Here is an 18,028-nt window from a genome sequence, read left to right as displayed (position 1 = left end):
GCCCTCCCAGTGCGGGCCTTCACCCCCGGCCTGAAGGCCGGAGCACTGGCCCGCATTCCAGTAGCTGGCGGGCCATTACGATCCGCTGCACCTGGTTGGTGCCCTCGTAGATCTGGGTGATCTTCGCGTCGCGCATCATCCGCTCGACCGGGAAGTCCCGGGTGTAGCCGTAACCGCCGAGCAGTTGGACGGCGTCCGTGGTGATCTCCATCGCCACGTCCGAGGCGAAGCACTTGGCGGCCGCTCCGAAGAACGTCAGATCGGCGTCGCCGCGCTGCGATCGACCGGCGGCGGCGTAGGTCATCTGCCGGGCCGCCTCCAGCTTCATGCCCATGTCGGCGATCATGAACTGGACGCCCTGGAAGTCGGCGATGGGCTTGCCGAACTGGGTGCGTTCGCGCACGTACCCCCGGGCGACGTCGAGCGCGCCCTGGGCGATGCCGACGGCCTGCGCGGCGATGGTCACCCGGGTGTGGTCGAGCGTGCGCATCGCGGTGCCGAACCCGGTGCCGGGTTCGCCGATCATCCGGTCGGCCGGGATCCGTACGTTGTCCAGGTAGACCTCGCAGGTCGGCGAGCCCTTGATGCCGAGCTTGCGCTCCGGCGCGCCGAAGCTGACCCCCGGGTCGGACTTCTCCACCACGAACGCCGAGATGCCGCGCGACCGCGCCCCCGGCTCGGTGACCGCGAACACCGTGTAGAACTGCGACACGCCGGCGTTGGTGATCCACCGCTTGACCCCGTTGAGCACCCAGTGGTCGCCGTCGCGGGTCGCCCGGGTCGTCATCGCGGCGGCGTCGCTGCCCGCGTCCGGCTCCGACAGGCAGTACGAGAACATCGCCTCACCGGCGGCCACCGGCGGCAGGTAACGCTGTTTGAGCTGGTCCGAACCGGCGATTAGCACCGGCAGGGTGCCCAGCTTGTTGACCGCCGGGATCAGCGACGACGAGGCGCAGGCCCGCGCCACCTCCTCGATCACGATCACGGTGGCCAGGGCGTCGGCGCCCGCGCCGCCGTACTCCTCGGGGATGTGCGGGGCGTGGAAGTCGGCCGCCCGCAACGCGTCGTAAGAGGCGATCGGAAACTCGGCCTTCTCGTCCGCCTCGGCCGCATTGGGCGCGACCTTCGCGTCGCATACCTCCCGAACCGCCTCCCGGATCGCTGAGTGCTCTTCAGGTATCTGATAGACATCGAACGTCGGCCCGGACGTCATCGCGCCCCTCCTCGCCTGAGTTCCGATTCGCATCGGGCTCGGATGGTCGTCGCCGAGCGGCGACGGACACCCACCGATTGTGAGGATACCGGCGGGTAATACCAGTGCCGGTCGCCCCCGCGTAGGCTCACGGACTATCGTCTCCCGGGCGAGCCGGCCGGTGCCCCTGGCGGGTCGGACCGCCGAGAAGCGGTGTGCCGCAAACGTGAAAACGACGATGATTGGTGTCGGGTCCCCGGCACCGGACCCACCGAGCGCGACGCAACCACAGCGCCGCCAGCGCGAGCGGAGAACACAGGCGTGACCATCCCGTATCCGAACACCCAACCCGTGCCGGCCATCGCGGCGGTGACCCCGCCCTCCGGTGCCCCACGCCCCCGGCTGACCTTCCTCGGCACCGGCTACCTCGGCGCGACGTACGCCATCTGCTTCGCCGAACTCGGATACGAGGTGATCGGCTACGACGTCGACGCCGACAAGATCGCCAAGCTGTCCGCCGGTGAGGTGCCGTTCCACGAGCCGGGTCTGGACGAGCTGCTCAAGCGGAGCCTGGCCGCCGGGCGGCTGCGGTTCACCACCGACATGGCCGCCACCGCCGAGTTCGGTGACGTGCACTTCATCTGCGTCGGCACCCCGCAGCGGGCCGACGGGATGGGCGCGGACCTGTCGTACGTCGAGGCGTCGGTCACCGGGCTGGCCCAGCACCTGTCCCGCAAGGCGCTGATCGTGGGCAAGTCGACCGTGCCGGTCGGCACCGCCGAGTGGATCGAGCAGCTGGTCGGCAAGCACGCCGCCGCCGACCTCGGTGTCGAGGTCGCCTGGAGTCCGGAGTTCCTGCAGGAGGGCTTCGCCGTCGAGGACGTGCTGCGCCCCAACCGGATCGTGGTCGGGGTGCGTAGCGAATGGGCCAACGGCATGCTGTACGCCGCGCACAAGGGCGTGTTCGACCTGGCCGCCACCGAGGACCGGGAAGTGCCACTGGTGGTCACCGACTTCGCCACCGCCGAGCTGGTCAAGGTCGCCGCGAACGCGTTCCTGGCCACCAAGATCTCGTTCATCAACGCGATGGCCGAGGTGTGCGAGGTCGCCGGCGGCGACGTCACCCAGCTGGCCCGGGCGATCGGCTACGACCCCCGGATCGGCAACCGGTTCCTGCAGGCCGGCGTCGGTTTCGGCGGCGGCTGTCTGCCGAAGGACATCCGGGCGTTCCAGGCCCGCGCCCAGGAGTTGGGTGCCGGTGAGGCGCTGCGGTTCCTGCACGAGGTGGATCTGATCAACCAGCGGCGGCGCACGAGGGTGGTGCAGTTGGCCGCCGAACTGCTGGGCCGCCGGTCCGGGCCGGCCGGCCCGGACCTGTCCGGGACCCGGGTGGCGGTGCTGGGTGCCACGTTCAAACCGAACTCCGACGACGTGCGCGACGCGCCATCGTTGGCGGTGGCGGCGATGCTGGCCAAGACCGGCGCCGACGTGCGGGTGTTCGACCCGGAGGGTACGGACAACGCCCGGCGCGCCCAGCCGGACCTGGCGTACGTGTCGTCGATCGCCGACGCGGTCCGCGACGCCGACCTGGTCTGTGTGCTGACCGAGTGGGCCGACTTCCGCAACGCCGACCCCGTCGCGCTGGGTGAGCTGGTCGCCGGCCGCCGGGTGATCGACGGCCGCAACTGTCTCGACTCGACCCTGTGGACCGGGGCCGGCTGGGAGTACCGGGGCATGGGCCGCCCCTGACCCCCCTCAGGTCCCCCACCGTACGGAGCTGACCGTGGATCATGTGATCCACGGTCAGCCCTTTTTGGCTGATCTCCATGCCGCCGGGGCGCAGTTGTCTTCTGCAGGCCTGGGCATCTTTGGTGCCCTTGGGGCTGCTATGGTGTTCGATGTGAACTTGAAGGAGTGGGCGGCGTCGCAGGGCATCGCGTACGTCACCGCTCGTCGGCAGTACGCGGCCGGGACGCTGCCCGTTCCCACGTACCGACTCGGCCGCCTGATCATGGTCGGCGACCCACTCGCCGCTGCCCCGACTGACACCGGGCAGGTCGTGGTGTACGCCCGGGTGTCGTCCGCCGACCAGGAAGCGGACCTGGACCGGCAGGTCGCCAGGGTCACCGTGTGGGCGACCGGCCAGCGGCTGTCGGTGTCCCGGGTGGTGACCGAGGTGGGGTCCGCGGTGGACGGACATCGCACGAAGTTCCTGGCCCTGCTCCGAGACCCGACTGTCTCGACGATCGTGGTGGAACACCGGGACCGGTTCGCCCGCTTCGGCGCCGGGTGTGTCGAGGCGGCACTCGCCGCGCAGGGCCGGCGCCTCCTGGTTGTCGACCCGGCCGGGGTGGACGACGACCTGGTCGGTGACGTGACGGAGATCCTCACCTCGTTGTGCGTTCGCCTGTACGGGCGGCGGGCGGCGGCGGACCGGGTCCGCCGGGCTGTCGAGGCTGTCACCGCAGCGGGCGGTCCGGTGTGAAGACGATTCAGGCGTACCGGTTCGCCCTGGATCTCACCCCGGGCCAGGAACGCGCGGTGCTCGGGCACGCCGGGGCGGCGCGGGTGGCGCACAACTGGGCCCTCGCGCGGGTCAAGGCGGTGATGGACCAGCGGGCCGCCGAGCGTTCGTACGGTGTCGCCGACGACCGGCTCACCCCGGCGGTGTCGTGGTCGTTGCCCGCGCTGCGGAAGGCGTGGAACGCGGCCAAGCGGGATGTGGCGCCGTGGTGGCCGGAGGTGTCCAAGGAGGCGTTCAACACCGGCTTGGACGCGCTCGCCCGTGGCCTGAAGAACTGGGCCGACTCCCGAAACGGCGTGCGGACCGGCCGCCCGGTCGGGTTTCCCGGGTTCAAATCCCGCCACCGCACCACACCCAGCGTGCGGTTCACCACCGGCGCGATCCGCGTCGAGCCGGACCGTAAACATGTGGTGCTGCCCCGACTGGGCCGGCTGAAGGTACACGAGTCCACCCGCAAACTCGCCCGCCGGGTGGAAGCCGGCACCGCCCGGATCATGTCCGCCACCGTGCGCCGTCACGGCGGACGCTGGCACGTCGCGTTCACCGTCGAGGTCGACCGCGCCGTCCGGCGGCCGACCCGACCAGACTCGGTGGTGGGTGTGGACGTGGGCATCACGCATCTCGCGGTGCTGTCCACCGGCGAACTGGTACCGAACCCGCGACACCTCGCCGACGCGCGGTCCCGGCTACGGACACTCGGCCGGACCCTGTCGCGCCGGCAAGGCCCGGACCGGCGCACCGGCCGACGTCCGTCGAACCGGTGGCGGCGCGCCTCCGCCCGCCTCGGACGAGCACACGCCCGGGTCGCTCGTCTGCGCCGCGACGGGCTGCACAAGCTCACCACCCGGCTGACCCGTGAGCACGGCACGGTCGTGGCGGAAGACCTCCATGTGGCCGGGATGCTGGCCAACCGCGGGCTGGCCCGGCACATCGCCGACGCGGGATTCGCCGAACTGCGACGGCAACTGGCGTACAAGACCACCTGGAACGGCGGCAGGCTGCTCGTGGCCGACCGCTGGTACCCCTCCTCGAAAACCTGCTCGGGCTGCGGCACGGCGAAAACCAAGCTGGCCCTGTCCGAGCGTGAGTACCACTGCGCGGCCTGCGGCCTGGTCATCGACCGCGACCACAACGCCGCCCGTAACCTGGCCGCCCTGGCCGCCGGGTACGACACCGCCGGGAGTGGCCCGGTGGCAGCACGTGGAGCCGACCAGAAGACCCGCGTACGCGGGCAGGTGGCCGAGAAGCGTGAACCCGGCACGGCACCCGCCGCTCAGACCGGGACCGTCCCACCGCAAGGCGGGACTACCAACCATGTGCTCACTAGAGCACACTGAGAGGTAACGGCTGTTCAACAGTTGCTTGGTTTAGGCATGCTTCGTACGGGTGGTCCACAGTGCTGGTCCGGGCCGGGTCCGGGCGTGGAGGAGGTGCCATGAGTACGGCGTACCGCTGCACCTCGTGTGGGCGAAGCGTGCCGGTCGCGGCGACCTGCCCCCGGTGCGGGGCGGTCCAACCGCAGTTCGCCGAGGACCTGGCGCGGATCGAACGCTCGATCGCCGACATGAAGGCGCGTGACGTCGCGCTGGCCAAGGAGCAGAAGAAGATCGCCAGCGATCTGCAGGCGGCGATCTTCCAGCGGGACATCCTCTCCACCGGCGGCGCGGCGGGCCGGCGTGGCCCGGCACCTCGGGTCTCGGTCCGTCGGCGGGCCGGACGCCGGCCACCGACCGCCGGCGTCGGCACCGCTCCGCCGCGTTTTCCCAGGCAGACGCCGCCGTCGTCGGACGACGACCAACCCGGGGCCGAGTCCTCACCCGACATCGACGAGGCCGGCTACCCGCCCGCGTCGGCGGGGGATGATCCGACCCGGGCGATGGCCGCCGACCAGTCCCGGCCCGAGGCGTCCCCGCTGGAGATTCAGAACGTCCTACTCGGCCTCGGCGCGCTGATGGCGGTGGTCGTGTTCGCCGCCGTGGCGAACAGCGCGCTACCCGATCCGACCCGGCTGGCCATCCTGTTCGTCGGGACGTTTCTGCTGCTGGCGGCGCCACCGCTGGTCGCCGCTCGTGGGCTGACCTCCACGGCCGAGACGATCGCGGCGGTCGCCTTGGTGCTGGTCCCGATCGACGGCTACGCGTTGTGGTCCATCGACGCGGTCCGCGCCGGCCCGCTCAGCGGCGCGGTCTTCGCCGGACTCACCTTCGCCGTCACGGCTGGCGTGGCCGGTGCCTATGCCGCGACCACCGGGCTCAAGCTTCCCCGGTACGCCATGGCGTTGGCGGTGCAGCCGGTCGTCCCGCTGCTCTTCTCCGATCTGATCAGTGGTGCCACCGGGTGGGCGCTGGCGCTGACGGCGGTGGCGGCCGTCGACATCGGCCTGGCCCAGATGACGCGCACCGCCGGGCTGCTCACCTCGTCCGGCGGGCTCACCGGCCGGCTGGCGACGCCCTGGCGACGCCCCGCCGACCAGACCACGTCGACCAACCCGCAGCCCGTTCCGGGTGACGTCGGTCGACCCGGGGCGGGCGGTCGACCCGGGGCGGGAGGCCGACCCGGCGACGCCGGTCGGCCGCCCGCTCCGGGCGGTCCGACGCATCCCGCCGACGGTGGCGCCGACCGGCCGGAGAGCGCCCCCGAGGAGACCGACGCGGTCGTCGACGGCGAGCCGCCGGGCGGCCGCCCGGGAGGTCGGGCGGCCCGCACGGCGGCCGACCGCGACGCCGATGGCGTCGGTGTCGGCGCCAGCGGATCGGCCGTACCCGGGTGGGCACCGCCGGCACCGAGCGCGGCGACCCTCTGGCTCCGTGACCTGATCTGGACCTTGCACGGCTTGGCCGTCGCCGTGGCGCTCGTCTGCGCCATCGTGGCCGTACTGCGCGCCGACACCGTGCCCGCCGCGCTGTGGGCCGGTGCGGTCCTCCTGCTCGCGGCCGGGGTCGGCCTGGTCGGGGCGTTCACCCTGCGGCACCGGCCGCTGCCGGATCTGGCCGCCGGGGTGTTCACCCTGGCGGTGATCGGGGCCGCCAGCCGGATCGCGGCCGTCGGACTACCCGGCCGCGCGCTGCTGGTGATCGCCGTCGTCGTGGCGGTCACCGGGATCGCCGTACGGGCGCTGCCGGAACGTCTGCACCGGGGCCCGCAACTCGCGTCGGCCGCCGCGCTGGCGGTGCTCGGTGTGCTCGTCGCCGGCGGCGCGTTGCGGGCGGCGCTGGCCGTGGTCCGGGCCGCGCTGCCGGCCTGGGAAGCCGACCTGGCGGCATATCAGCAGCGGCTGGACGTCTTCGCCGGGCCGGCCGACTGGCAGCTCGCGCTGGCCGCCGCGCTGGTCACCGTCGCCGCCGCGATCGCGATGCCGGCCGAGTGGCGCCACGAATCGACCGTCGCGGGCGTGGCGTTGACCGCGATCGCCGTACCGGCCTCGTTCGGGCTGGCCTGGTACGCGGCACCATGGTTGCCGGTGCTGGCGGCGATCGGTGTGGCCGCCGCCGGGTTCCTGGCACCCACCGAACGCGCGGCCCGGGTGCACGTCGGCGCGGCGGGACTTGTGGGTGCGGTCGGTGCCGGTGCCGCACTCACCCGACCCGGATCCACCGCCGCCGTCCTGCTGGTGCTGGCCGCCGCCGGGGTGCTGCTCGCGGTCGCCGGCAGCTTGCCGGAGATCCGCCGACGGCCGGCCGCCGACTTCGTCGGCGGCTGGGCGGCCGGCGGCGCCGCGCTCGCCTTCCCGGGCGGGGTGGCCGCGTTCGTCACCGCGCTGGTCCCCGGGGTCGCCCTCACCGCCGCAGCGGTACGGGACACGACGGCTCCGATCCTGGCCGCCAGCTTCCTCGCCGTCTGCGGCACGCTCGGCTACGCCGCCCTGGCGCAGGTCGCCCAGCGGCAGATTCCGATGCCGGTGGCGCTCGGCACCGGGCTGGGCGCGTTGGCGGTGACCGCCGCCACGTTCGGAGCGCCCGGAGCCACCGTCTGGGACACCGGCGTCGCCGTGGTGCTGCTGCTCGGCGCGGTGTTGATCTTCCTAGCTCCGTCGATCGACGCCGGCCGGCGCGCGGACCGGTTGCTCGACGGCCCGGACTACGCCGCCGCCGCCGCGACCGCCGGACTGATCGCCACGCTGTCGCGGGTCGGCGCGATCGTGGTCCCCGGCGTCGAACTCGTCGCGGGAGCGGCACTCACCCTGGTCGTCGCCGTCGGCGTCCGGGCCATGCCCGAGCACTGGCGCCGGGGACCCGTCCTCGGCGCGGCGGTCGGCGGTGGACTCCTCGCCGTGCTCGCCGGCTACACCGCGGTCGCCGGTGGCGTTCAGGCATTGGCGACTCCGGGACAGCTGTGGCAGGCCGATCTCGACGCCTGGTCCACCGACGTCGCGGCCAACTCGTGGCAGGTGCCGATCGCACTGGTGCTGCTGGCGATGGCGGCCGCTGTGGTGCTGCCCCGGCCCTGGTCCTTCCACGCCGCCGGGGTGCTGGTCGCCCTGGCCACCGTCGGCACCCCGGCCGCGCTGGGGCTGCCCTGGTGGTCACCGATCATGGTGGGCCTCGTGGTGGCAATCGGGTACGGGATCATGGCGGTCGCGGCCGAGGACCCGCAGGCCGCGACCGCCCGAGCCGCCGTGGCCGGCGCCGTCGCCCTGTACGCCGTCGGGGCCAGCCTGGTACGTCCGTGGACCACCGCCGCCGCCCTCGGCGTGATCGTGCTGACCTGTGTGGTGGTGGCCGTACTCGCCCGGGTGATAGCGAACGTCGTCGCGCGCGAATCCGGGCCGGCGACCGATCGGACGAACTCCGCCACCGGCGACCCCGACGACCGATCCGCCGACGACCTGCTCGGCGACGAGTTCGACGAGACGGACGAGGGTGCGTTCCGCGACGACCGGTACGACGACGGTCATCGACAGACCGGGCCGGCGGGAGAGACCGGACGGGCCGAGCCGGGCTGGATGCCGGCGCACCTGGCCAAGGTCGGCGGCACCGCCGCCGGTGCCGCGCTGCTCGCGCTGCCCGGGGCGGTCGCCGCCTTCGCGGCCACCCTCGGCTGGACCACCCAGGTCGTGCTGACCGGCGCGTTGGCCGCCTCCGCGTTGGGTGTCGCCGTGCTGGCGGTCGTCCGCCGCCACGTTCCGCACTACCTTCCGTACGCGACGGTCGGTCTGGTCGCCGGTGTGACCGTGACCGCTCTCGCGTCGCTGCCCACCGACCTGCCCACCGGCATGTACGCCGCCGGCGCGGCGCTGCTCGGAGTGTTGGCCGAGCTGCTGCGCGCCGCCACCACCCCACCTCGCGAGCTGGCCCGGCCGACCCGGCGATGGGCGATGTTCGGCGGCGAGTGGAGCCGTCCGGGACCGCTGGAGGTGGGACAGCGGTGGACGGTGAGCCCGGTCAAGGGCGCGCTGGTCGCCGCCGCGCTGCCGACCGCGCTCGCCGTCGCCGCCATGGCACCGGCGCTCGTCGCCGCGCTGGTCGAGCCCTACCAGACGCTGACCGGCATCTGGCAGGGGCCGTCCGCCGGGCTGCTGGACCCACCGGACGCGGCGGTCGGAGCGACGAACGTGCTCGCCGCGCTGCTACTGACCGTGGCGGCGGCGTTGGCCGCCACCGGATTCAACAGCGGACAGGCCGGCCAGACCGTACCGGTGGTGCTGCCCGGCGCGGCGGTCACCCTGCTGATCACCCCGATGTCGTTCGGTGTGCCGTGGCCGGCCGGCACGATGGCCGCGTTGCTGGTCTTCGCGGTCGCCATGCTCGGACTGGCGCTGACGACGCCCCCGCCGGACACCGAACGGCACCGACCGTTGCGGATCGCCCGACGGGCGCTGTTCCTGATCGGACTGGCCGCCGGCGGTGCCGGCCTCGCCGGGGCACTGGCCAACGACGAACTGACGGTGTTCACCCTCGGCTGCGCGGTCGGGGTCGGCGCGGTGGCGGCCTTCTTCGGACGCAGCCAGCCGGCCCGCATCCTGGGCTGGCTGTTCGCCTCGGTGATGGCGCAGCTCTTCGTACTGACCCTCGGCCTGGTCGCCGGCCTGCCGCCCACCTGGTCGGCGTTCGGGGTGCTCGCCGTCGGTGCCGCGTTGATCCTCTCGGCCACCCGACTGCCCCGGCTCAGTCGTCCGGAGGCGCTACGCGAAGCCGCCGTCGTCGAGTGGAGCAGCTACGCCGCCGCGCTGCTCGCGCTGGCGCTGGCCTACGACTCCACCCCGCACCTGGCCGGTCTGCTGGCGGCGTGGGGCGCGGTGCTCGGCGTCACCGCCACCCGACCCGGCCGGCGGGCCATGGAACGTCGCGTCCTGTTCTGGATCGCCGTCGGATGCGAGATCGCCGCCTGGTGGATGCTGATGCGGATCGCCGACGTCGCGCTCACCGAGGCGTACACCCTGCCGTTCGCCGCGCTCGCGCTGCTGGTCGGGGTGCTGGAGCTGCGGCACCGGCCCGACCTGAGCAGCTGGACGGCGTACGGTCCGGCGCTGGCGGCGGCGTTCCTGCCGAGCCTGGTCCTGGTGATCGCCAGCGGCGACAACAGCATGCGGCAGGTGCTGCTGCTGCTCGGCGGGGTCGGCACCCTGCTGATCGGCGCGATGAGTCAGCAACAGGCACCGGTGGTGGTCGGTACCGCGGTCAGTGCGATCACCGCGCTGCACGCGTTGACCTTCTTCGGCCCCTGGCTGATGCTCATCCCGGTCGGGCTGGTGCTGCTGGCGCTCGGGGCGGGCAGCGAGTGGCGGCGACAGACCCAGGAGCGGGTCCGTGGCGCGCTGCGCGGCATGCGGTGAGCGGAGCCGCCGTGCACGCCGCCCAGGCCCGCGGCTGACTGAGCGCGTGGGACCTCAGCCGGTCCGGGAGGCGCGCAGGGCGGCGTCCTTGGTTTCCACCAGCTTGACCAGGTCCTCCTGGTACGCCGACATCCTGGCACGCAGCACCGGATCGGCGGCGGCGAGGATCCGGACCGCCAACAGGCCGGCGTTACGGGCCCCGCCGATCGACACCGTCGCGACCGGCACCCCGGCCGGCATCTGCACGATCGACAACAACGAATCCATTCCGTCGAGGTGCTTCAGCGGCACCGGTACGCCGATCACCGGCAACGGCGTCATCGACGCCACCATGCCGGGCAGGTGCGCCGCACCGCCCGCCCCCGCGATGATCACCTGCAGGCCACGGCCGGCGGCGGAGGCCGCGTAGTCGAGCATGGCCCGTGGCGTCCGGTGCGCGGACACCACCCGTACCTCGTGATCGACGCCGAACTCGTCGAGTGCCTCGGCCGCCGCCCGCATGGTCGGCCAGTCCGAGTCGCTACCCATGATGACGCCGATCATCGCCCCTCCTGCAGCCAGCGGGCGGCCCGGGCGGCCCGGGCCCGTACCTCGGAAAGCTCGTCACCGAGCACCGTGACGTGACCGATCTTGCGACCGGGGCGGACCTGCTTGCCGTACAGGTGGACCCTGGCCGCCGGATCGGTGGCGAACAGGTGATGCAGTCGTTCGTCGACGCCCATCCCGCCGGCCGGACCGCCGAGCACGTTCGCCATCACCACGACCGGCGCGGTCAACGCCGTGTCACCCATCGGGTAGTCCAGCACCGCCCGCAGATGCTGTTCGAACTGAGAGGTACGGGCACCTTCGATGGTCCAGTGCCCGGAGTTGTGCGGACGCATCGCCAATTCGTTGACCAACAACTCGCCCGACACCTCGAACAACTCCACCGCCAGCAGGCCGACCACGTCGAGCGCGGTGGCCAGGTCGATGGCCAACTGCTGGGCGCGCACCGCGAGCTCCTCCGACAGCTGCGGGGCCGGGGCCAGCACCTCGACGCAGATCCCGTCCCGCTGCACGGTCTGCACCACCGGATAGACGGCGATCTGCCCGAAGGGTGACCGGGCCACCTGGACCGCCAACTCGCGGGTCAGCCGGACCCGTTCCTCGGCGATCAGCTCCGGGTCGGCGGCGGACGCCGAGCCAGCGGCGGACCCCCGCGCCGAGCCGGCACCGGCTCCCTGCTCCGAACCGGCGGACGCCGGATCGATGCCGGCGGCGGCCAACCCGTCGGGCGACGACAGCACCCAGACACCGCGCCCGTCGTAGCCGCCACGAGCGGTCTTGACGACAACCGGCCAACCCACGTCGGCACCGAAGGCCGCCAGCTCGTCACGGCCCGCGATCCGCCGCCAACGCGGCACCGGCACACCCAGCTCGGTCAGCCGCTGGCGCATCACCGCCTTGTCCTGGGCGTGGCGCAGCGCGTCGGCACCGGGATGGACCCGGACACCTTCGGCCGCCAGCGCCCGGATGTGCTCCCCGGGCACGTGCTCGTGGTCGAAGGTCACCACGTCGCAGCTCTTGGCGAAGGTGCGCAACGCGGCCAGGTCGGTGTGTTCGCCGTACTGGACGTCGGCGGCGACCAGCGCGGCGCCGTCCTCCGGGGTGCGGGCCAGGACGCGCAACGACTGGCCGAGGGCGATGGCCGCCTGGTGGGTCATCCGGGCGAGCTGCCCACCGCCCACCATGCCGACGACGGGCAGACCGGTACGGGTATCCATAGCGGCGTCAGCCTAACCCAGCTGCCCGATCAGGTCCGGTGCCGAGGTGACCGGTCGGTCGCAGACGAAACCCCGGCAGACGTACGCGGTGGACGCCCCGCCGAGCATCGGTCGGTCCGCCAGCAACGGCACACCCGGCTGGTCGGCCAACCCGGCGACCACGACCGCGCCCGGCGGGGCGTGCCGGTACGCCGCCCGCAGCAGCGGGTCAGCGGACGGGTCCACGGTGACCGTCGGGTCCGCCGTGACCACCGCGATCTCGTACGGGCCGGAGAGCAGCGCCTCGCCGACCGCCGCCGCGTACCCGGTGAACCGGGGGTGCCGGGCGACGATCGGCGCGACGGTGGCCAACGCCCGCTCCGCCGCCGCCCGGTAGTCGGACGCGCCGCGCAGCGCGGCGTAGGCGGTCAACGCGGCGGCGGTCGCGGACAGCCCGGACGGGGTGGCGTTGTCCGTCGGGTCGGCCGGCCGGGCGACCAGTTGTTCGGCGTCGTCGGCGGTGTCGTAGAAGCCGCCGTCACCGGTGCCGAACCGCGCCAGCGCCACGTCGAGCAACTCGCCGGCCAGGTCGAGCCAGCGGCCCTCACCGCGCAGCTGATGCAGCGCGCAGAACGCCTCCGCGACACACCCGTAGTCGTCGAGGACGCCGGCCGGGGTGCCCACCTGCCCGTCCCGGGACACTCGACGCAGCCGCCCGTCGACCAGGTGGGTACGGGCCAGGTAGGCGCCGGCGGCGGTCGCCAGTTCGACGGCGAGTTCCGCGTCGGCCCGCAGCCGCCCGGCCGCGTCGTCGGTCGAGGCACCGTCAGCCAGCGCACCGTCAGCCGAGGCACCGTCAGCCGAGGCACCGTCAGCCAGCGCGAAAGCGGTGGTGGCGAACTCGACCAGACCAGTGACCACCAGTCCGTTCCAGGCCGCCACCACCTTGTCGTCGCGAGCCGGTTGCGGACGGCCGGCCCGGGACCGGCGCAGGGCCGCGCGAACCCGGTCGAACCCGGCGACCGGAACGTCGTCGACGTCGCGGGCCAGCCGCAGGACGCTGGTCCCGTGCTCGAAGGTGCCGGCGGTGGTGACGTCGAAGAGGTCGGCCGCCCAGCGACCGTCCGACTCCCCCAGCACGTCGATCAACTGCTGCGGCGTCCAGACGTAGGTGGCACCTTCGACCCCGTCGGTGTCGGCGTCGAGCGCGGAGGCGAAGCCACCGCCGGGTACGGCCAGCGCCTCGGCGAGGAAGCGTACGGTCTCCCGGGCGATCCGGGCCGCCATCCGGTCCCCGGTCAACCGCCACAGCAGGCTGTACACCCGGAGCAGCAGCGCGTTGTCGTACAGCATCTTCTCGAAATGCGGCACGGTCCAGGTGGCGTCCACGGCGTACCGGGCGAAGCCCCCGGCGAGTTGGTCGTAGATGCCGCCTCGGGCCATCGCCTCACAGGTGTGCTGAACGATCTCCAGGCTGTCGGGGTCACCGGTGCGCTGGTGGTGCCGGAGCAGGAAGAGCAGGTCGAGGTGGGGTGGGAACTTCGGCGCACCGCCGAAGCCGCCGTGCGTCGAGTCGTACTCCTTGGCCAACGTCCCGGCCGCCGCCGACAGCAGCTCGGCGGTCAGCGGCGCGGTCGGGCCGCCGACCGCCTGGGCCCCGCCGATGGTGCTGACCACGGCGGCGCCTTGGCGGAGCACCGCCTCCCGCTGGTCCCGCCAGGCGGCGTCGACCGACTGCAGCAGGCGGACGAAGTTGGGACGTGGGAAGTAGGTTCCGCAGAAGAACGGGGTGCCGTCCGGGGTGGCGAAGACGGTCATCGGCCAACCCCCCTGACCCGTCATCGCCTGGGTGGCGGTCATGTAGACCGCGTCCACGTCAGGCCGTTCCTCCCGATCCACTTTGATCGCCACGAAGTTGTCGTTGATCAGTTCTCCGACCGTGGTGTTCTCGAACGACTCGTGTGCCATCACGTGACACCAGTGGCAGGCCGCGTACCCGACCGAGATCAACACTGGGACGTCCCGGCGACGGGCCTCGTCGAACGCCTCCGCGCACCAGGGCCACCAGTCCACCGGATTGTCGGCGTGCTGCAGCAGATAGGGACTGGTCGCCGTACCGAGACGGTTCACCCTGGCCACTCCTTGATGTCGTCGTTCCTGTCCGACCATAGCCAGTCCGGGCGGACATCACGCCCCGGTCCGGGTACGGCGCCACCGGAGCCGGTCCGGTACGGCGGCCGGGATCGAACGCGACCCGCCGGTCACCGCCGGGTCGGCGAGGGCACCTCCGGATACCGCAGCGCGGTCAGACCTGCCTCGGCGGCGGCCCGGACGTTCTCCGGACGGTCGTCGACGAAGGTGACCTGGTCCGGAGGCGCGGCCAGCTGACGCAGCAGTTCGTGGAAGATCGCCGGGTCCGGTTTGGCCAGCGCCAGCCGGCAGCTGAACAGCCGGTGGGTGAATCCGGCGGCCCAGGGCGCGGCGTCGATGGCCGTGGCGATCGCTTCGGGAGCGTTGGACAGCAGAGCGAGTCGGTGCCCGGCGGCGGCCAGTTCGTCGAGCAGGTCGAGGGTGCTCGGGTTGAGGTGGGACCAGCTCGCGACATCGGCGGCGACCAGATCGGACACCAGCTGGTCGGAGGCGGCCAACGGTCGTCCGACGACCAGACTCCAGTACCGCTCGGTGGGGCAGCCGGAGTCGTAGACGTCGCGGTGCCGCCAGTAGCCTTCGCTGAAGGTGTCCAGCGGCAACTCCGCCAGTCGCGCCATCGCCGCCATCTCGTCCGGCGGTTGCGGCAACGAGATCACCTGGCCGTAGTCGAACACCAGCCAGCTGCTCACGAGGCACCGTCCGCGCGAAGCGGGTAGATCTGCGCCTGCGCGGAGTCGAGCAACGAGCGCAGCACCGCGATGATCTTGTCAGCCGGCATCGGTTTGAAGAAGTGGTATCCCTGCGCGGCGGCGCAGCCGAGCGCGGCCAGCGTCGCGCGTTGTTCGGCGGTCTCGACACCTTCGGCGACCACCCGTAGGCCCATCTCCCGGCCGAGGTAGACGGTGTGCCGCACGATAGCGGCGTCCCGGGGTGAGTCCGCCATCCGGACCACGAAGGACCGGTCGACCTTGAGTTCGTCGACGGTGACCCGGGTCAGGAACGCCAGTGAGGAGAAGCCGGTGCCGAAGTCGTCGACCGCCAGCTGCACGCCCATCTCGCGCAGCCGGGCCAGCACCTCGTCGATGACCTCGAGCTCGCTCATCACCACCGTCTCGGTGATCTCCAGCACCAGACGATGCGCTGGTACGGCATGCTGGCGCAGCAGCTCACCGATCTCGGCCGGCAGCTGCGGATCAAGCAGGCTACGCGCGGACACGTTGACCGAGATCGGCACTTCGATACCGTGCTCGGCCCATTCCGCGGCCGCGGACAGCGCCCGGTCGACCACGTACCGCGTGAACGGGCCGAGCAGGTCGCTGCTCTCGACGGCCCGGACGAAGTCGATCGGGGTCAGCCGGCCACGACGGGGATGACGCCAACGGATCAACGCTTCGACCCCGGTCGGCGCGCCGGTGGTCAGGTCGACGGCGGGCTGCAGGGCGAGTTCCAGCTGGTCGTCGACGTCCAGGGCGGTGCGCAGCTCGGCCAGCAGGGCGAGTTGGTCGGTACTCGCGGCGTCCTTGGCACTGTCGTAACCGGCGACGCTGCCGCCGATCTCCTTGGCCTGGTTCATCGCGATGGTGGCCCGGCGCAGCAGCTCGTTCATGTCGGCGGTTCCGGCGCCGGCGACCACCACCCCGACGGCGCCCTCGACGGACATCCGGACCCCGGCGACTTCGGTCGGCTCTGCCAGCGTGTCGGCGATCTCACCCGCCCGCCGCATCGCCGTTCCGGTCGGCGACAACCGGGTGTCGGGCTCGCCGTCAGATGCGGTCAACGAGGTCAGCAGCAGGGCGAACTCATCGTTGCCGAGCCGGCCGAGCAGCTCACCCGGCCGCAGTCCGGCGGTCAGCCGGTCGGCCGCCGACTGCAGCAGTTCGTCTCCGGCCGCGGTGCCCAGGGTGTCGTTGACCTCGTTGAACCGCTTGATGTCGAGCATCAGCAGCGCCACCGGATGGTCGTGGCCGAGCTGATGCAGCGCGGTGTCCCCCTTGGCCAGCAACGCCGGCCGGTTGAGCAACTTGGTGACCGGGTCGTGCATCGACTGGTGCGCCGTCCACGCGGTGAGTCGGCGAAGTTCGCGGTGGGTGGCGGCGTCGTGCAGGGCCACGGCGAGCGTCTCACCGAACGCGGCGAGGGCGTCCCGGTCACGACGACCGGGCACGACGGCGGCTGGTAGATGAACCCGCAGCTGGCCGACCTCGGCCGATTCGACCGAGAGCGGGCGGACGAGGATCTGGTCGTAACCGCTGTCGTCGTCGGTGACGGCGGCGGTCGGTCCCGGTTCCGGTGTCGGTTCCACGGCTTCCGCGATCTCCGCGTGATGCCACGCTCCGGTGGCGTCCCCGACGTAACGCCAGCGTCGTCCGTCGACGCGCTGGACGTCCACCTCGACGCGTTCGGCCCCGAACAACGTCAGTCCGCCGTTGACCGCCGCCTGGGCGACCGCGTACTCGTCGAGTTTGTTCAACGCCCGGGTGACCTCGGCGAACTCCTGCCAGGCGCGCTGCTCGTCCTGAGCCCGCAGCCGCTGTCCGTAGGTCTGCTGCAACAGCCAGAGCGCCGGCGGCAACAGCAACAGCCAGCGCGGATCGGCACCGATCATGGCGACGGCGACCAGGCCGACCAGAACGTTGCCGACGAACATCAACAGTTTGGTCCGCAGCGCGTGGACCAGGGTGGCACCGAACGGCCGCTCGTGCCGCAAGGTGAGGGCCACCGTGGCCAGCGCGGCGGTCAGCAGCAGGTAGGCGAGGGCTCCACCGATGGCGGCGACAGCCACGACCGGGGTGATCCGTTGGCCGTACGGGTCGGCCACCGTACTGGTGACGACGCTGGCCACCGCTACCGCGACGGTCAGCGAGCCGGTGACCCGGGCGACCTCCGCGACGGTCCGCCGGTCGGAGAAGATCGACAGTAGGGTCCAGGCGATCCCGACGCCGATCGCGGCGGCCGCCGGCAACCAGCCGGCCGGGATCAGGTGAAGTCCGACGATCAACGCCGCCTCACCCCAGGTGAAGCTGACCGTGCCGGCACCGATCCGGAGGCGGAGCCGGGCGAGCTGGGCCGCGCCGAGCAACAGCGCCACGATCGCGAACCGGGCTTCGGCGCTGATGCCCTCGAAGCCCGAAGGTTCGACGGCGGTGAGCCCTCCGATGACGACGGTGACGATCGCGGCCACCAGGACCGCGCCGGTGAAGACCCACAGCCGCCATGGCCCGGCGGGGCGCGGGGCACTGTCGGCACTGGCCAGGACTCGGCCGACTGCCGGAGCGGCGGCCCCGCTGGTCGGCCGGACGGCCCCGCTGGTCGGTCCGACAGAGTCGTTGGTCGACCCGACAGCGTCACCCTGGTCCGGATCCGGGCGGTCCGTGGAGTTGTCCAGGGCCGCGGAGGCGTCGTCTCCAGCCGACGGCGGCAGCGACGGCGACGACGTCATGGATCGATCCTGACAGACACGGTCGGCATGCCTCGGTGTGCGTCGCGGGCAGCCGCCGCCGGACGGGCGTGGGATCGGGGTGTCGCCGGTCCGACCCGACACGGGGCACCGACTCCGCCATCCATGGTCGCCCCTTTCCGCGCGCGTCCGGGGGAACGAAGGTCCCCGGCGGAAGGCTAAGCCAAAGCGGATTGCGACAACAGGGGCT

At 72.5% G+C, this 18,028-nt stretch carries 10 protein-coding genes; 4 read left to right on the top strand and 6 right to left on the bottom strand.

Annotated elements, in window-relative coordinates:
* Nucleotides 1–19: 19 nt before the first annotated feature.
* On the bottom strand, nucleotides 20–1,213 hold the full coding sequence (locus O7632_RS07055) for an acyl-CoA dehydrogenase family protein (protein WP_278112406.1): 1,194 nt from the start codon (nucleotides 1,211–1,213) through the stop codon (nucleotides 20–22).
* Between the two features lie 300 nt (nucleotides 1,214–1,513).
* On the opposite strand from O7632_RS07055, the gene O7632_RS07050 reads away from it, so the two are divergent.
* The 4 genes from O7632_RS07050 (at nucleotide 1,514) to O7632_RS07035 (ending at nucleotide 10,488) form a co-directional block, all read left to right on the top strand.
* Entirely contained in the window at nucleotides 1,514–2,941 is a 1,428-nt protein-coding gene (locus O7632_RS07050; RefSeq protein WP_278112405.1) for a UDP-glucose/GDP-mannose dehydrogenase family protein, read from the top strand.
* Nucleotides 2,942–3,092: 151 nt separating this feature from the next.
* Entirely contained in the window at nucleotides 3,093–3,677 is a 585-nt protein-coding gene (locus O7632_RS07045) for an IS607 family transposase (protein WP_278112404.1), read from the top strand.
* The gene (gene tnpB / locus O7632_RS07040) at nucleotides 3,674–5,053 is read left to right on the top strand and encodes an IS607 family element RNA-guided endonuclease TnpB (protein ID WP_278112402.1); all 1,380 of its coding nucleotides are present in this window, start codon (nucleotides 3,674–3,676) and stop codon (nucleotides 5,051–5,053) included. The genes O7632_RS07045 and tnpB overlap by 4 nt, the downstream gene beginning before the upstream one ends.
* A gap of 98 nt (nucleotides 5,054–5,151) precedes the next feature.
* Complete coding sequence (locus O7632_RS07035; RefSeq protein ID WP_278112400.1) at nucleotides 5,152–10,488, top strand: permease; 5,337 nt, start codon at nucleotides 5,152–5,154, stop codon at nucleotides 10,486–10,488.
* 54 nt (nucleotides 10,489–10,542) lie between these two features.
* Here O7632_RS07035 and purE read toward each other — a convergent pair whose 3' ends face one another.
* The 5 genes from purE to O7632_RS07010 all read right to left on the bottom strand — a co-directional run bounded on the left by purE (nucleotide 10,543) and on the right by O7632_RS07010 (nucleotide 17,820).
* On the bottom strand, nucleotides 10,543–11,031 hold the full coding sequence (gene purE, locus O7632_RS07030; RefSeq protein WP_278112398.1) for a 5-(carboxyamino)imidazole ribonucleotide mutase: 489 nt from the start codon (nucleotides 11,029–11,031) through the stop codon (nucleotides 10,543–10,545).
* Entirely contained in the window at nucleotides 11,028–12,251 is a 1,224-nt protein-coding gene (locus O7632_RS07025; RefSeq protein WP_278112396.1) for a 5-(carboxyamino)imidazole ribonucleotide synthase, read from the bottom strand. The genes purE and O7632_RS07025 overlap by 4 nt, the downstream gene beginning before the upstream one ends.
* A 12-nt stretch (nucleotides 12,252–12,263) precedes the next feature.
* Nucleotides 12,264–14,360 (bottom strand): thioredoxin domain-containing protein, encoded by a 2,097-nt coding sequence (locus O7632_RS07020; RefSeq protein ID WP_278112394.1) that lies wholly within the window; start codon nucleotides 14,358–14,360, stop codon nucleotides 12,264–12,266.
* Nucleotides 14,361–14,491: 131 nt separating this feature from the next.
* Nucleotides 14,492–15,070, bottom strand: a complete 579-nt coding sequence (locus tag O7632_RS07015) for an HAD family phosphatase (protein ID WP_278112392.1) — start codon at nucleotides 15,068–15,070, stop codon at nucleotides 14,492–14,494.
* Nucleotides 15,067–17,820 carry a GGDEF domain-containing phosphodiesterase gene (locus tag O7632_RS07010; RefSeq protein ID WP_278112391.1) on the bottom strand — a complete coding sequence of 918 codons (2,754 nt, stop codon included), beginning with the start codon at nucleotides 17,818–17,820 and terminating at the stop codon, nucleotides 15,067–15,069. Before O7632_RS07010 ends, O7632_RS07015 begins: the two co-directional genes overlap by 4 nt.
* Nucleotides 17,821–18,028 lie beyond the last annotated feature (208 nt).

The sequence above is a fragment of the Solwaraspora sp. WMMD406 genome (genome assembly GCF_029626025.1).
Classification (GTDB): Bacteria; Actinomycetota; Actinomycetes; order Mycobacteriales; family Micromonosporaceae; genus Micromonospora_E.
This window is presented reverse-complemented; position numbering and strand designations above follow the sequence as displayed.

What these genes read in the sequence shown, in the direction of transcription:
- O7632_RS07025 (WP_278112396.1), bottom strand. Translation starts at nt 12,251, where the DNA reads ATGGATACCCGTACCGGTCTGCCCGTCGTCGGCATGGTGGGCGGTGGG.
- O7632_RS07055 (WP_278112406.1), bottom strand. Translation starts at nt 1,213, where the DNA reads ATGACGTCCGGGCCGACGTTCGATGTCTATCAGATACCTGAAGAGCAC.
- purE (WP_278112398.1), bottom strand. Translation starts at nt 11,031, where the DNA reads ATGATCGGCGTCATCATGGGTAGCGACTCGGACTGGCCGACCATGCGG.
- O7632_RS07035 (WP_278112400.1), top strand. Translation starts at nt 5,152, where the DNA reads ATGAGTACGGCGTACCGCTGCACCTCGTGTGGGCGAAGCGTGCCGGTC.
- O7632_RS07010 (WP_278112391.1), bottom strand. Translation starts at nt 17,820, where the DNA reads ATGACGTCGTCGCCGTCGCTGCCGCCGTCGGCTGGAGACGACGCCTCC.